Origin of the sequence: Deinococcus metalli, assembly GCF_014201805.1 — a bacterium.
GTDB classification, from domain to species: domain Bacteria; phylum Deinococcota; class Deinococci; order Deinococcales; family Deinococcaceae; genus Deinococcus; species Deinococcus metalli.
The window spans coordinates 68949-83518 of record NZ_JACHFK010000012.1; the positions used below are offsets into that span (position 1 = coordinate 68949).

Below are 14570 nucleotides of genomic sequence, written 5' to 3' on the forward strand. Positions count from 1 at the left end.
TCTCTAAGGACTGAGGTGACCTTGGATGACCCCCACACCACCCTGCCCGACCACCAGCTCCTGCGGCTGGCCCCGCGAGACGAGCGGGCCTTCGAGGCGCTCGTGACGCGCCACGCGCCCGCGGTCCACCGCCTGGCAGCCGTCACGGTCGGCCCCGGCGCGGCAGACGACGTGGTGCAGGAGGTGTTCGTGGCGCTGCACCGCAGCGTGAAGACCTTCCGCGGCGACGCGCAGCTCTCGACGTGGCTGCACCGCGTGACCCTGAACGCCTGCTACAGGGCGCTGAAAACCCGCAAGACCGTGCCGCTGGAGGACGCACCGGAGCCCGCCGCACCCCACGATCCCGTGCAGGCGGGCGAGCAGTCGGACCTGCGCGAACGGCTGCGGCGGGCGCTGGACACCCTGCCGCCCGAGCAGCGCGAGGCCGTGACGCTGCGCGAGATCGCCGGGCTGGAGTACGCCCAGATCGCCGAGTTGACCGGCGTGGAGCTGGGCACCGTGAAGAGCCGTATCAACCGGGGCCGCGCGGCGCTGCGCGAGTGGCTCACCCGCGCGGGCGTGCGCCCGTGACGGGGGACGACATGACGGACCACGATCTCGACACGCTGTTCGCGCAGGCCCGCGCCCTGACCCCCGCCGACGAGGGCGCCGCCGGCCGCTTCCTGGCCGGGCACCGCCAGCGGCGGAGCCGGCAGCGCACGCTGTGGGCGGGCGGCGCGTCGGCGCTGCTGGCGGCGGCGGTCGTGACGGGCGTGCTGGTGGGCCACCCGGACACCCTGTTGCCCGCGAGCGCCGCCTACGACGCGTACCAGTCCGCCGCCGGAGACGGGTGGTGAGGGGCCTGAGGGCGCCGGCCCTGCTGCTGGCCGCGCTGCTGGGCGCCCACGCGGGCGCGGCCCCGGCCGACGACCTGCTGGCTGCGCTGCGCCGGGCGCAGACGCTGGAGGCGAGGGGTGAGGTGACCATCACCGTGCTGTTCCCGCCGCGCGCGGTGCCGACCCGCACGGCCAGGCGGCTGCCGCGGGTGGCCTTCGTACCTGCGCTGCTGCGGCGCAACTTCACGGTGACGGCCGCGGACGGCGGCACGGTCGCGGGCCGGGCCACCACGCGCTTTGACCTCACGCCCAACCGCCCCGGCGCGGCCCGCTGGTCGCTGTGGGTGGACCGGGCGTGGACCCTCCCGCTGGCGTACGAGGAACGCACCGCGGCCGGCGACCTTGCCCGGCGCGCCGAGATCGTGAAGGTGAACGCCAAGCCCGTCGCGGTCACGCCGCCGGAGCCTGCCCTGCCGGCGGGGCTGCGCGCCGCGGTCGTGCGGGCGCTGCCCGGCGTGGGCTTCCCGCCGGGCTTCGAACCCTCGGGCGTGACGGCCCGCTCGGGCGGCGTGAGCGTCGCGCTGACGGACGGCGTGAACGTGCTGGCGCTGGTCGTGGCGCCCCGGAACGTCAAGGCCGCGCCGGGCATCGCGTCGCGGCGGGTGGGCGGGAGCTTCGTGTGGCTGGTCGGAAACCTGCCGCAGGACCTGCTGACGGCCGCCCTCGCCGGCATCCACGACATCGACCCGGCGGGCCTGGACCCGTTCGTGACCCCAGCCCAGGAGGCAACCCCGTGACCCTGACCCCCCACACCCGCCCGCTGTCGGCCGAGGACGCCGCGCATTTTCTGCGCCGCACGGCCTTCGGCGGCACCGACTCGCAGATCCGCGCGCTGACCGGCCGCGCCGCCGCCGACGCGACGCGCGAGGCGCTGGCCTTTACAGCCGCGCTCGCGCCGGCCAATCCCTTCGATCCGGCGACCGGGGCGACGACGGGCGCGATGCTCCAGCTCACCCGCGCCCGGTGGCTGTACGAACTCGTCTACGGCCCGCACCCGCTGCGCGAGAAGCTGGTCCTGACGTGGAGCAACCACTTCGTGATCGGCACCGACAAGGTGCGCAACCACCCGGCGCTCGCGGGCTACCTGGCCACCCTGCGTCAGCACGCGGCCACGCCGGACTTCACGCGCCTGGCACTGGCGGTGGCCCAGACGCCGGCCATGCTGCGCTACCTCGACAACGACCAGAACAAGAAGGGCAAGCCCAACGAGAACTTCAGCCGTGAACTGCTGGAGCTGTTCACCGTGGGTCTCGGGCCCTACAGCGAGGCGGACGTGCGCGAGGGCGCCCGCGCGCTGAGCGGCTGGACCTTCACCGGCGGGCGCGGGAACAAGAACTTCCTGGAGCCGCAGGCATTCGTGTTCAACGCCCGCCAGCACGACACCGGCCAGAAGACGTACCTGGGACAGCGCGGCAACCTCTCGCCGGAGGACGTGGTGCGCGCCGCCGCCACGCATCCGCAGACGGCGCTGAGCGTGTCCCGCAAGCTGCACCGCGCGTTCATGGCCGACACCCCTGACGAGCGGGCCGTGCAGGGCAGCGCCGAGACGTGGCGGCGCACCAACGGCAACGTGGGCGCGGTGCTGACCGAACTGCTGTCCAGCGCCGAGTTCTACGCCAGCCGGGCGCGGATCGTCCGCTCGCCGGTGGAGTACGTGGTGGGCGCCCTGCGCACCATGGGGCAGCCGGCGCTGGAGCCCAAGGCCGTGCTGAACCTCATGCAGACGGCCGGACGCATGGGGCAGGTGCTCCTGCAGCCCGACACCGTGAAGGGCTGGGACGGCGGGCGCGAGTGGATCAACGACTCGGCCCTGCTGCTGCGCCTGCAGGCCGCGGCGGCCCTGACGCTCGGCCAGAGCGCGCCCACGCTGGACCGCGCGCCGTCCGACCTGGCCCTGTTCGGCAGCGAGCGCTCGGCGGCGGCGGCCGCCCTGACGTCCCTGAACGCCCGGCAGCGCACGTACCTCGCGCTGGTCAGCCCGGAATTCCAGCTGGCGTGAGGACGCTGGGATGAGCCCTGGGCGGTGACCAGAGCCGCTTGTCTTCTGGTGTCCGCTCCCCACCGATGGCCCCGTGTTCCTGCCATCCGCGTTCTGCACCCCGAAGGAGTCCCCATGACGAACCGACGTGATTTCCTGAAACTCTCCGCGCTGGCCGTGGCCGCGACGACGGGCATGCCGGGCTTCCTGGCGCGCGCGGCGGCGCAGGCGGGCGGCACCAAGACGCTGGTCGTGATCCAGCTCACCGGCGGCAACGACGGCCTCAATACCCTGGTGCCGTACTCGAACGGCGCGTACTACGCCGCGCGGCCGACCATCGCCGTGGCGAAAAAGGACGTGCTGACCCTCACGCCGGACCTGGGCATGCACCCCGCGCTGCGGCCGCTGATGCCGCTGTGGGACGCGGGTAAGTTCGCGTGGATCGAGAACGTGGGATACCCGAACCCGAACCGCAGCCACTTCGCCAGCATGGCGATCTGGCACACCGCCGATCCTACCCAGGCGCAGGCCGAGGGGTGGATCGGGCGCATCGCGGAGCGGATCGGCGATCCCTTCTGCGCCAGCAACATCGGCGCGACCACGCCGCAGGCGCTGCGGGCCGCGGACTTCAGCCTGCCCAGCATCGACGGCGTCGACCGCTTCCAGCTGAAACTCCCGCAGGGCCTGAACGCACCCTTCACGGCGCTGCTGGACGCCCCACGCAGCGGCGAGGCCGAGTACCTCGTGCGCGCCACCCGGCAGATGATGACAAACACCGCGCGCGTGCAGGCCAGCGTGAAGAAGTACCGGCCGGGCGCGACGTACCCGGAGTCGGCCTTCGCGGCGCAGCTGCGCGACACGGCCCGCCTGATCGCGGCGGGGGTGGGCCAGCGGGTGCTGTACGTGTCGCTGGGCGGCTTCGACACGCACGCCGGCCAGCGCGCCGAGCAGGACGAACTGCTCGCCACCCTGGCGGAGGGACTCGCGGCCTTCCACGCCGACCTGCAGACGCAGGGCCTCGCCGACGACGTGATCGTGATGGGCTTTTCCGAGTTCGGGCGCCGCGTCGCGGAGAACGACTCGGCCGGCACGGACCACGGCAAGGGCAGCGTGATGTTCGCGCTGGGCCAGGGCGTCAAGGGCGGCGTGCACGGCAGCAGTCCGGACCTGGAGGACCTCTCGGAGGGCGACGTCAAGTACAAGCAGGACTTCCGCGGCGTGTATGCCGGCGCCCTGACGCGGTGGCTGCAGCTGGACGCCCGCGCCATCCTGAACGGGGACTTCGCGGGACCGGCGTGGGTCGCGTGACCCGGCCCGCGTGGGTGCTGCCGGGCACGCTGGCGGCGCTGGTGGTGCTGTCGGTGCCGGTGGCCTCCGCGATGCCGCGCTACCGGCTCCAGGCGATCCCGCAGCTGCACTACGACCGCGGCAACGCGCTGTGGGAACTCGACCGGCGGGTCATGGCCTGCACCTTCTGCCACGTGAACGACTCCGGCGGCGCGCCGTGGAACCCCTTCGGGCAGGCCCTGCAGGCGGCCTTCCGGCAGGACGCGGCGGCGGGCGGGAAGGCGCGGTTCCCGGACGTGCTGTACGCGGTGCTGCGCAGCGGCGACGACGCGGACGGCGACGGCTACCCGGACGCGCTGGAGGTCTACGCGCGCACCCTGCCGGGCGATCCGCACAGCGTGCCGGACCGCCCGCTGCCGGAGCTGCGCGCCGCCTTCGACGCGGCGGGCGGCGCGGCGCAGTACGCTCCGCCCACGCCGAAGCGCTGAGCGGCGGGCCGCCCCGGCACCTGGCGCTCAGTCACCCTGGTCCGGCAGGTGGATCAGGGTGTCCTTGTTCAACCGGTCGCGGCCGCCGCGTTTGGCGCGGTACAGCCGGCGGTCCGCGATCCGCAGCAGGCTGTCCACGTCCGGCGCCTCGCTGCCATGCGCGATACCGATGCTGACAGTCACGGGCGGCAGGCCGCTGTGGATGGCGCGCAGCGTGGCGATGACGCGCGTGGCGCGCCGCTCGAGGTCGTCGCGTTCGGCGGTGCGGACCAGCATCAGGAATTCCTCGCCGCCCCAGCGGGCCACCTGGTCGTCCGGGTCGGCGCACGCGCGCAGCACGCCCGCGACGTGCTGGAGCACGCTGTCACCGATGTCGTGGCCGTAGTTGTCGTTGATGCTCTTGAAGTGGTCGAGGTCGAGCAGCAGGATGCCCAGGCCGTCCGGCCGGGCGTGGCCGCGGCGCGTGCCGGCCGCGTAGGCGGCGTTCATGGCGGCGTGCAGCGCCCGGCGGTTCAGCAGCCCGGTGAGCATGTCGGTCATGGCCAGGGTCGCGTAGTGCGTCTTCTCGCTGACTTCCCGGCGGATCACTCGGCCGCTGGACGTCATCTGACCGATCAGCAGCGCCAGGAACGCGAAGCCCACCACCGGCACCGGTTCGGGCGGGGTGCGCAGCGCGCCCACCACGGCGACCGCGCCGACCAGCAGCGCCGCGCGGAGGGTGGCGGCCCGCAGGGACAGCACTCCGAACCACAGCACCAGAAACACGCTCAGGATCAGCACGGTCTGGGCACTGAAGGGCCCGGCGTTGCGGCTCACGACCCCGATGGAGAGCAGCGCGCCCAGGTCGGCGCCCCAGCCGAGCAGCGTGTCCATACGCTGGGCGCTCAGGCGCAGCGAGCACACGCCCAGCAGCGCCGAGAGCAGCGCCCCGGCCACGTAGGGCCCGCTGGCGCCGCCCTGCTGAATGGCCGCCAGGGTGGCGAAGGTGACCGCGCCGCCCACACAGATCAGGAGGGAGCCCCTGCGCCTCGCCTGGCCGAGGGGCGGCCCGCCTGGCTCCTCCACCGGCATGGCACTCATGATATGGCCTGCACCGCAGGGCGATGGAACGGGCGGGTGCGGTCACAGTTGGCGTTCCCACGTGACCCACATGGGCTCCACGCGATAGCCCAGCCGGGCGTTCACGCGCAGCATCGGCACGTTCAGCACGGCGCCGCCGGTCCCGGCGCGGCTCCGGCCCTCCGCCCGGGCCCAGCCCAGGGCATGCGCCTTCACGGTGGTGGCGACGCCGCGGCCCCGGTGCGCCGGGTGCGTGACGGTGTCCTCACTCTCGACGGCGTGCTCACGGACGCTCAGCCGGGTGCTGGCCACGATCCGGCCGCGCCAGCGGGTCACGAACACGGCCTCCCCGCGCAGGACCGTGGCGCGCAGTTCGTCCCGCGTCAGGGCATCCGGCGTGGTTGCGGGCGTGCGCGGCACGTCGTCCCGCCCAATGACGTGGAGGACATGCAGGTCGTCCCAATCAGCCTCAGGAGCGTCGGGGCGCAGGCGTTCCACTTCGTAACCGTTCAGGAACAGGCGCTTCTCCAGCGGCTGAAACGCGGCCGCGTCGAAGGCGCGCAGGTCGAGATGCGCTCCCCACGATTGCCACGCGTTGCGGAACCCGGCCGCGTGGAAGAAGTGCATGGTCTCGGGGAAGTCCTCGCGCGTCACACCCAGGAGCCGCGTGTACTCGCCCGCCCGGACCGCGGCGGGCAGGTCGCCCAGCAACGCGAGATACAGCGGCGTGAAGGCGGCGCCGTCGCCGGCGAGGTCGAGGCGCAGGGCGTCCGGAGTACTGGGGCCGAAGGGAAGCAGGTGGGCGGTGGCGACCACCGCGTTCCCCAGCACGGCGACCAGTCGACGCCGCGGCTCGGCACTCTGGCGGAAGTCGTCTGAACGGTAAGTCCACAGGCCGCGCACGCTGGCCGTGACCACCCTGGCCACAGCATCCGCGTCGGCATTCTGGAAGGGGCGTAGCGTGAATGCCGTGTTCGCCGGCAGCGGTTCGGTCGCGTCCATACCAGCATGGTGCCGGGCGCACCCCCGGGAACGCGAATCCGACAGCTAAGCTGGATGGCCGAGGCTGTGCATATACGCTGCCCAGGCCCAGGGAGGCTCCGACAGCCGCGCTGAATACTGCCGGCGCCCACCATCCGTACTCACCACGCATTCACAGACGAGCTTGACATGATTACGTATCCGGCGTATTCTGTTGTCACCGGAACGGGAACGCCGTGGTGTGTTCGCAGGCCAGACCGGAGGGACTGAGAAGCCCCCAGCCCCAACCCACCCCGCGCCCCCGTTCCGTTGTGACGGGGGCGCGCCTTTATGGCGCCCGGCAGGTATGGTCGGCACATGAGCCGCGACGCCGCCCTGACCGACGCCCTGAGGTCCGCCCTCGATCCGGCCGGACCGCTACCGCCCTACGCGCAGCTGCGCGCGGCGCTGGCGCAGGCCATCGAGCGCGGCGTACTGCGGCCCGGCGACCCCCTGCCGACCGTGCGCGCCCTGGCGGCCGACCTGGGTCTGGCCGTGAACACCGTGGCGAAGACCTACGCCGCGCTGAAACACGACGGCCTGACCGAGAACCGCGCGGGGGCCGGTACGACGGTGGCCCGCACCGCGTGGACCGGCGGCCTGCACGAGCGCGAGGCCGTGGAACGCTGGCGCCAGCACACCCGTGACCTGCTGGCGGCCGGCGTGCAGCCCGCCGCCCTGCGCGGCGCGCTCGACGACGTGCTGGCCCTGGACAGCGGCGCCCGGCCGGACCGCGACGGTCAAGAAGAACGCCTATAAGTGTACCCGGTACACCAAAGCGAATCGGGGTAGGATGGCGGCATGTCAACCGACGTGCCCACGCTGAGTGTGAACACCATCCGCACGCTGTCCATCGACGGGGTTCAGGCCGCCAACAGCGGACACCCCGGCGCGCCCCTGGGGGCGGCCCCGATGGCCTACGTGGTGTGGCAGGACTTCCTGCGCTTCAACCCGAAGCACCCCGAGTGGGCCGGGCGCGACCGCTTCGTACTGTCGGCCGGGCACGCCAGCATGCTGATCTACTCGCTGCTGCACCTCACCGGCTACGACATGCCCCTGGACGAACTCAAGCACTTCCGCCAGTGGGGCAGCAAGACCCCGGGCCACCCCGAGTTCTTCCACACCCCTGGCCTGGACGCCACCACCGGTCCGCTGGGCCAGGGCGCGGCGATGTCGGTCGGCATGGCCATGGCCGAGGCGCATCTGGCCGCGCGCTACAACCGCGAGGGCTTCAAGGTGTTCGACAACCACACCTACTCCATCCTGGGTGACGGCGACCTGCAGGAGGGCGTGAACCACGAGTCGGCCGCGCTGGCCGGCCACCTCAAGCTCGGCAAGCTGATCTGGCTGCACGACGACAACCACGTGCAGCTCGATACCGCCACCGACAAGGCCGAGTCCGAGGACACCGCCGAGCGCTACCGCGCCTACGGCTGGGAAGTCCTGAAGGTCGAGGACGGCAACGACCTGGACGCGATCCGCCAGGCGCTGACGGTCGCGCGCAACAACGCCTCGCAGCCGACCCTGATCCAGGTGCGCACCATCATCGGCTACGGCAGTCCCAAGGCCGGCACCAGCAAGGCCCACGGCGAGGCGCTGGGCGAGGCGGCGGTGGCCGAGACGAAGCAGGCCCTGGGCTGGGACTACCCGCCCTTCACGGTGCCGGACGAGGTGCGCGCCCACATGGACGCCACCGAGCGCGGCGCGGCGCTGGAGGCCGAGTGGACCGCCCTGCTGGACGGCTACCGCGCCGCGCACCCGGATCTCGGCAGGGAAGTGGACGCGCTCCTCGCCCGCGAGTTGCCCGCGAACCTCTCGGAAGCGCTGCCCAGCTACGAGGTGGGCGGCAAGGCTGTCGCCACCCGCAACGCCAGCGGTGAGGTCATCAACGCCCTGGCGAAGGTCGTGCCGGGCGTGATGGGCGGCAGCGCCGACCTCTCGGGCAGCACCAAGACCACCATCGCGGACGGCGGCGTCCTCGACCACGACCACTACGCCGGCCGCAACGTGTACTTCGGCGTGCGCGAGTTCGGCATGGCCGCTGCCGGCAACGGCCTGAGCCTGTACGGCGGCCTGCGGCCGCTGGTCGGCACCTTCCTGGTGTTCGCGGACTACCTCAAGCCCGCGTTCCGCCTGTCGGCCATCCAGATGCAGCCCGTGACCTACGTCCTCACGCACGACTCGATCGGCCTGGGCGAGGACGGCCCCACCCACCAGCCCATCGACCAGCTCGCCATGCTGCGTGCCGTGCCCGGCGCCCACGTGATCCGCCCCGCCGACGCGAACGAGACGGCGGCCGCGTGGGCCATGGCCCTGGAGTACGACAAGGGCCCCACGGCGCTCGCCCTGTCCCGCCAGGACCTGCCGATCCTGCCGCGCAACCACGCCGGCGTGAAGCGCGGCGCCTACGTCGTGCACGACCCTGAGGGCGGCCAGGCGCAGGCGATCCTGATCGCGTCTGGCTCGGAGGTCAGCCTGGCGATCGACGCGGCGAAGGCCCTGCAGGGTGAGGGCGTCGGTGTGCGCGTGGTGTCCATGCCGTGCATGGAAGTCTTCCGCGCACAGGACCAGGCGTACCGCGACTCGATCCTCACGCCGGGCGTGGCGCGGGTCGCGGTCGAGGCCGCCAGCAAGCAGCCGTGGTACGAGTGGACGCTGGGCGGCCCCGTGATCGGCATGGAGACCTTCGGCGCGTCGGCGCCCGCCAAGGTGCTGTTCGAGAAGTTCGGCTTCAGCGTCGAGAACGTCACGAAGGTCGTCCGGAGCGTCCTGTAACGCTGGCCCTGGCGTAGCCAAGCGAAAGCCCCGCCACATGGCGGGGTTTTTCGTGGTGCACCCGTCGCGATTCGAACGCGAGACCTGCCCCTTAGGAGGGGGCCGCTCTATCCAGCTGAGCTACGGGTGCGGTCATGGCGCCGCCGCGGCCGCGTGCGGGCAGCCGGGAGTATACCAGGGCGCGGAGTGGGCGCGCGGCCCACCCGGGGCGGGCGCGCCGCCTACACTGACGTTCACGGTGAGAGGAAAGTGTAAGCGGCGACTTCCTATACTTGGCTGAGGTAGTCCATGACGAACGCCGTTTACACCATGATCGCGCGCGCCCTCGGGAAGCTGGTCTCGGACCGGGCGGCCGAGAGCATGCTGCGCACCGCGCTGCGTGACCTGCGGCTCTCGCAAGACACCGTGACGGGCACGGACATGCAGCGGGTGCTGTCGGGGCCGCTGCTCGCACGCCTGTCCCCGGTACTCACGCCGGAGCGGGCGCGGCGGGAACTGGTGGCGCTGTCGCGGCAGCTCGAGGCGGCGGACGTGAAGGCGCCCACCCTCTTCACGTTGCCGGGCCCGTCCGCGTCGTGGGAGGAACACTCGGACGCCACGGCGACGCACTGGGACCAGCTCGACCTGGACGTGAACGACTTCGAATTCGACGACCCGGACGCGGCGCTGGTCACGGCGGGGCAGACGTACGACCTGGACTCGCCACTGGGGCAGGAGGAACTGCTGCAGAACCTGGGGCGCCTCAGCGGCGTGCAGGGCGTGATGGTGTGCCGCGCGAACGGCGAGGTGCTGCGGGTCCGGGCGATCCGGGACGCGGCCGGACTGGGCGCGGTCGTGGCGGCGAGCGCGCTGCTCTTCCAGCAGCGGGGGCTGCGGCTGATGTCGGCGGAACTGGGCGGCCGGACGGTGTGCATGCGCCCGCTGGGCGCGCACTGCGTGGCGGTCATCGTGAACTCTCAATCCAATGTGGGGCGGTTACTTGTGGAACTCCAGCACTTAAGGGCGGCGGCATGAACCGGACTCCTCACGGGTGGGCGCGGGTGCCGGTGCTGGCCGCGGCGCTGCTGGGCACCGCCGGCGCACAGGATCTGGGCGCGTACCGGCAGCTGGCCGGCAACTTGGACGGCGCGGTGCGGGCGCGCGCCGAGTCGGCCCAGGCGGCCCTCGCGCGGCTGGACGCAGCCACGCAGGCCCTGACGCTGCTCAAACCCACGCTGCGTAACCGGCAGCTCGCGGCCGGACTGGACGACGCGATGTCCAGCGCGCGGGCGGCCCTGGCCAGGACGCCGGCCGAGCTGGAAGCGCAGGTGATGCTGGCGCGCGGCCTGATGCGCAAGGCGCTGTACGACCAGACGCTCGCGCAGCTGGTGGCCGGTCCCGCGAACGGCACGGCGCAGTTGCAGCTGCTCACACGGGAATTCGGCCTCAGTCCCGAGGGCACGAAGGCCGTGATGACGGAGAACAAGACCGGGCACGCGGAGCGGGTCGCGTGGCGGCTCCAGCGCGCGGCGGCCTCGCGCGTGCTGTCGTCCCTGAAGGCCACGCGCCCCGAGCGCACCACGGCGTCGTACGTCAGCCTGGCGCGGGCCACGAGCTGGTTTACCGTGCTGCAGGACACCGCGGGCAGCAGCGGCCTGAAGGTCTCGCAGTTCGGGGACGCGCTGCGGCAGCTGACGTCCGGGCAGACCACGGAACTCGCGGCCTCGCTGGGGGTGCTGCGTCAGGGCGCGTCGGCGCTGGTGGCCAGCCTGGTGCCGGAACCGCGCGCGATCACGCGCCGCCCGCAGGCGTCGGGCGGCGACGCCACGCCGGCCGTGGTGGTGCGCGCCCCCGTGGCGGTGGACAGCGCGCGCAGCAGCGTGGCGGGCACCCCCGTGACGGCCGGAATCACGCAGTCGGCGGACGCCTCGCCGCTGTACGCGGCGCTGGGCCGCGCCCTCGCGGCGGCCGGGCACGGCGACAACGCGGCGGCCCGCACGGAACTGGCGCGCGCGACCGTGGCGCTGGCCGACGTGCCGGCGTCGCTGCGCACCGCGCGCGGGTACACGGACCTGGTGTTCAACATCACGGCCGCGCAGTCCCGCACGGCGCTGCGCGTGTCGGACGTGCAGGCGCTGATCGGGCAGGCCGCGAACCTGGAAGCGGCCGCGGCAGGTCGGGCACCAAGCACGCTGGACGCCGTGTCGGGCAGCGTGGCGCGGTCGTTCAGCGGCTGGCTGCGCGTGCTGGTGTTCCTGCTGCTGGCCGCGCTGGCGGCCGTGCCGCTGTACCTGCTGAACCTCGCCTTCGGCGCGCGCAACACCTACTGGCGGGCCGTGATGGTCGGGACCGGGCTCCTGCTGCTGCCGGTGTTCCTGGAGGGCGTGTTCGGCCTGCTGGGCGCGCTGGGCGACGTGTCGGGCGCGGGCGCGCTGCGGGGAGCGGCGAACGTCACGCTGTCGCAGGGCGCGTACGGCCTGCCCGTGTGGGCGCTGCTGTGCGCCGTGGCGATCGCCCTGATGTCGTACGGCTTCCGGGGTCTGTGCCAGCAGTTCGGGCTGATGGGCAGCGTCGGCGCGGCGCGCCACCCCACGCAGAGCGGCCTGGAATGGGATGAGGACCTGTGACAGGCGGCGCGCCGTCCGGCCTGAACCGCATTCCCCTGCAGATGCTGGGAGACCTGGTCTCCCCGCGCGCCCTGGAACGCATCCTGCAGGACGCGTCCGAGGCGCGCGGCCTGAGCTGGGCGGACCTTGACGCGCCCACCCTGGAGGACATCCTCAAGAAGGAGGTCTTCAAGCGCCTGCAGCTGACCATTCCCGCCCCGCTGGCAAAAAAGCGCGTGTCGGACGTCCTGAACGAGCTGATGAAGACCACGCAGGAGCGCGGCGCGGCGGCGCCCGCCGTGAGTTCCCTGCAGGGCGTGGAGGAGGGCGCGCGCAAGTTCGCGCTGTACTTCGACTGGCCGGAAACGCAGCGTCTGCGCAGCCTGCTGGTCGTGGCCCGCCAGGAGGAACACCAGGGCCGGGACGTGACGGCGCTGGTGCAAGAAGGGCAGGACCTCGTCGCGCAGCTCGAGCGCCGCTTGCAGGAGAGCCTGGTGGCGCAGGCGCAGGACCTCGCGGAGATGCGCGCGGCCTTCGCGCGGGTGCAGGGCATGGGCAGCCGCGAGGTGCGGCGCCTGGAGACCCTGATCGGCCAGATCGACGAGGCGCAGTCGCAGGGCACGCTGCTGCCCGCCGAGGTGGAGCGCGCGCGCAACCTGACATTCTCGCTGCGCAAGCTGCTGGAGTCGTCGGTGGTGCAGACGGTCGGCAGCGGCGCGCCCCCGCCGGAACTCGACCCGGACGCGCAGGCACGCGTGCTGGCGCTGGAGCAGGAGCACGCCGCGCAGCAGCTCGCGGCGTTGCAGCGGGATTTCGCGCCGCTGCTGGACGCCCGCCCGGACCTGCAGGCCCGGCAGTCGCAGCTGGTGGACGGGCAGCGAGGGGGCCACGTCACCACGGCCGAGGTGGGCGAGTGGCGCGGGCAACTGCTGCTGGCCCGCGACGAGGTGCTGACCGAGCAGCGCGCGGCCTTCGCGAACCTCGAGGCGCAGCTCCAGCCGCACACCGAGTCCGGCGACCTCGCCATGGGCGTGCGGGTGCTGCTCGACACCGCCCGCCAGACGCTGGCGCTGGGCAATCTGGCGACCGACGCGCTGCGGGAACTGCACGACATGAGCGAGACGCTGGGCGACGGCCACGTGGACGGCAGCCGGCTTGCCACGCAGCAGGAGCTGCTGGACCTGGAGCGTTCGGTGCGGGCGCTGCCGGCCGCAATGGCGGAACTCGAGCCACTGCTCGCGCAGGCGCGCGCGCGCTTCGCGCAGGGTGACGATCCGGAACTGGCGCCGCTGTGGACCCTGCTGGAACGGCACATGGGCGCCGCCGCCCAGGAACGCGACGCCTTCGATGCCCGCGCCGACGTGGTGATCGACGAATACGCGCCCCTGCGGCACCTGGCGGGCGAGACCACCCAGAAGCTGGGCCGGCTGGCCGACAGCCTGCGCGCGCAGCGCAGACTCGGCAGCATGAGCGCGCCCGCGCTGGCGCGCTACGGGCAGTCGCTGCTGGAGGCCGAGGCGCTGCTGGCCGAGGCGAAGGCGGAATTCCGCGCCGCCCAGGAGGTCACGTCCACCTTCGGGGAGGACGCCCTGAGCGGCCTGCTGGACGTGTTCGACCTGGGCGGGGACGCAAGTGCCGACCCCGCTCCGCCCGCCACACCCCCGGCGCCACCGGCCCCTCCAGCCCCCGCGTCGGTCCACGACCTGCTCGCGGGCCTGGGGACGTTCGGAGCGCCGGCCCCTGCCGCCCTCCCGGCGGATGCGTGGACCGTGCGGGACGGCCGCGTGACGGGCGGAGCGACCGATCCGGCCGCGACTGGCGTGGCGGCGCTGCTGACGCAGGCGGACGCGCTGGGACTGAACCGGCTGGACATGGCCGACGCCCTGAGCGTGTGGTCGGCCCGGCGCTCCGGCAGCGGCTGGCGGGTGGGCCGCGCCGAGAGCTGGGACGCGCTGGACCAGCGCACGGGCGCGTGGCTGGACGGCGCGTGATCCCCGGCGCCCGGATACCCTGAGCGGCACGCTGACGGGGGCGGCATACTGACGGCGTGAACGCTTTTCCCCTCGCACCGGGTGAGGTGCGGACGCTGGTGGGTGACGGCGCGCAGCGCGACCTCGGGGCGGCGCTGGCCGCGGCCCTGCCGGCCGGCGGCGTCCTCTTTCTAGAGGGCGAACTCGGCGCCGGCAAGACCACGCTGACGCAGGGCCTGGTCGCGGCGCTGGGCTTCACGGACACCGTGACCAGCCCGACCTACGCGCTGATGCACGTCTACCCCACGCCCGGCGGCGGCGTGCTGCACGTGGACGCCTACCGCGTGCGGGACGTGGCAGAACTGTTCGAGATGGACTTAGAGGCCCTGGTGGAGGGCAGCCGCGTGAGCGTCATCGAGTGGGGCGAGGGCCTGTATGCCGAGTGGCCGGACGCGCCCGTCCTGCGCCTGGAGCACGTGGACACCTCGGGGGACGAGCGGCGGATCACGCGCCTGCGGTAGGGGCGACGAACC

Annotated in this window: 14 protein-coding genes and 1 tRNA gene; 12 read left to right on the plus strand and 3 right to left on the minus strand. The window is 73.0% G+C overall.

Features of this window, described 5'->3' with window-relative positions:
• The first annotated feature begins 15 nt into the window (after window positions 1-15).
• From HNQ07_RS19165 to HNQ07_RS19190, 6 genes are all read left to right on the plus strand, one after another.
• Window positions 16-570 (plus strand): RNA polymerase sigma factor, encoded by a 555-nt coding sequence (locus HNQ07_RS19165; protein ID WP_373298129.1) that lies wholly within the window; start codon window positions 16-18, stop codon window positions 568-570.
• An 11-nt stretch (window positions 571-581) separates the two neighbouring features.
• A complete protein-coding gene (locus tag HNQ07_RS19170) occupies window positions 582-836 on the plus strand; it encodes a hypothetical protein (RefSeq protein ID WP_184114813.1) in 255 nt (84 codons plus the stop codon).
• Window positions 833-1612, plus strand: coding sequence for a transcriptional regulator (locus HNQ07_RS19175; protein ID WP_229832237.1), 780 nt, complete (start codon window positions 833-835; stop codon window positions 1610-1612). Before HNQ07_RS19170 ends, HNQ07_RS19175 begins: the two co-directional genes overlap by 4 nt.
• Complete coding sequence (locus tag HNQ07_RS19180; RefSeq protein WP_184114814.1) at window positions 1609-2874, plus strand: DUF1800 domain-containing protein; 1266 nt, start codon at window positions 1609-1611, stop codon at window positions 2872-2874. Before HNQ07_RS19175 ends, HNQ07_RS19180 begins: the two co-directional genes overlap by 4 nt.
• Before the next feature lie 114 nt (window positions 2875-2988).
• Window positions 2989-4161, plus strand: a complete 1173-nt coding sequence (locus HNQ07_RS19185; protein ID WP_184114815.1) for a DUF1501 domain-containing protein — start codon at window positions 2989-2991, stop codon at window positions 4159-4161.
• A complete protein-coding gene (locus HNQ07_RS19190; RefSeq protein WP_229832235.1) occupies window positions 4158-4628 on the plus strand; it encodes a hypothetical protein in 471 nt (156 codons plus the stop codon). The genes HNQ07_RS19185 and HNQ07_RS19190 overlap by 4 nt, the downstream gene beginning before the upstream one ends.
• A 27-nt stretch (window positions 4629-4655) precedes the next feature.
• Here HNQ07_RS19190 and HNQ07_RS19195 read toward each other — a convergent pair whose 3' ends face one another.
• Both HNQ07_RS19195 and HNQ07_RS19200 read right to left on the minus strand, forming a co-directional pair.
• Window positions 4656-5699: a GGDEF domain-containing protein gene (locus HNQ07_RS19195; RefSeq protein WP_184114823.1), complete on the minus strand. Its 1044-nt coding sequence runs from the start codon at window positions 5697-5699 to the stop codon at window positions 4656-4658.
• Window positions 5700-5750: 51 nt separating this feature from the next.
• The gene (locus HNQ07_RS19200; RefSeq protein WP_184114825.1) at window positions 5751-6689 is read right to left on the minus strand and encodes a GNAT family N-acetyltransferase; all 939 of its coding nucleotides are present in this window, start codon (window positions 6687-6689) and stop codon (window positions 5751-5753) included.
• Between the two features lie 336 nt (window positions 6690-7025).
• On the opposite strand from HNQ07_RS19200, the gene HNQ07_RS19205 reads away from it, so the two are divergent.
• Window positions 7026-7466, plus strand: a complete 441-nt coding sequence (locus HNQ07_RS19205) for a GntR family transcriptional regulator (protein WP_184114826.1) — start codon at window positions 7026-7028, stop codon at window positions 7464-7466.
• Window positions 7467-7508: 42 nt separating this feature from the next.
• Entirely contained in the window at window positions 7509-9482 is a 1974-nt protein-coding gene (gene tkt, locus HNQ07_RS19210) for a transketolase (protein ID WP_184114827.1), read from the plus strand.
• A 53-nt stretch (window positions 9483-9535) separates the two neighbouring features.
• Here tkt and HNQ07_RS19215 read toward each other — a convergent pair.
• Window positions 9536-9612 (minus strand) — tRNA-Arg (locus HNQ07_RS19215).
• Between the two features lie 158 nt (window positions 9613-9770).
• On the opposite strand from HNQ07_RS19215, the gene HNQ07_RS19220 reads away from it, so the two are divergent.
• From HNQ07_RS19220 to tsaE, 4 genes are read left to right on the plus strand one after another with little or no spacing between them, the layout of a single operon-like run.
• On the plus strand, window positions 9771-10496 hold the full coding sequence (locus tag HNQ07_RS19220; protein ID WP_184114828.1) for a roadblock/LC7 domain-containing protein: 726 nt from the start codon (window positions 9771-9773) through the stop codon (window positions 10494-10496).
• The gene (locus HNQ07_RS19225; protein ID WP_184114829.1) at window positions 10493-12088 is read left to right on the plus strand and encodes a hypothetical protein; all 1596 of its coding nucleotides are present in this window, start codon (window positions 10493-10495) and stop codon (window positions 12086-12088) included. Before HNQ07_RS19220 ends, HNQ07_RS19225 begins: the two co-directional genes overlap by 4 nt.
• A complete protein-coding gene (locus tag HNQ07_RS19230; protein ID WP_308430887.1) occupies window positions 12085-14058 on the plus strand; it encodes a coiled-coil domain-containing protein in 1974 nt (657 codons plus the stop codon). The genes HNQ07_RS19225 and HNQ07_RS19230 overlap by 4 nt, the downstream gene beginning before the upstream one ends.
• A 56-nt stretch (window positions 14059-14114) precedes the next feature.
• A complete protein-coding gene (gene tsaE / locus HNQ07_RS19235) occupies window positions 14115-14558 on the plus strand; it encodes a tRNA (adenosine(37)-N6)-threonylcarbamoyltransferase complex ATPase subunit type 1 TsaE (protein ID WP_184114836.1) in 444 nt (147 codons plus the stop codon).
• Window positions 14559-14570 lie beyond the last annotated feature (12 nt).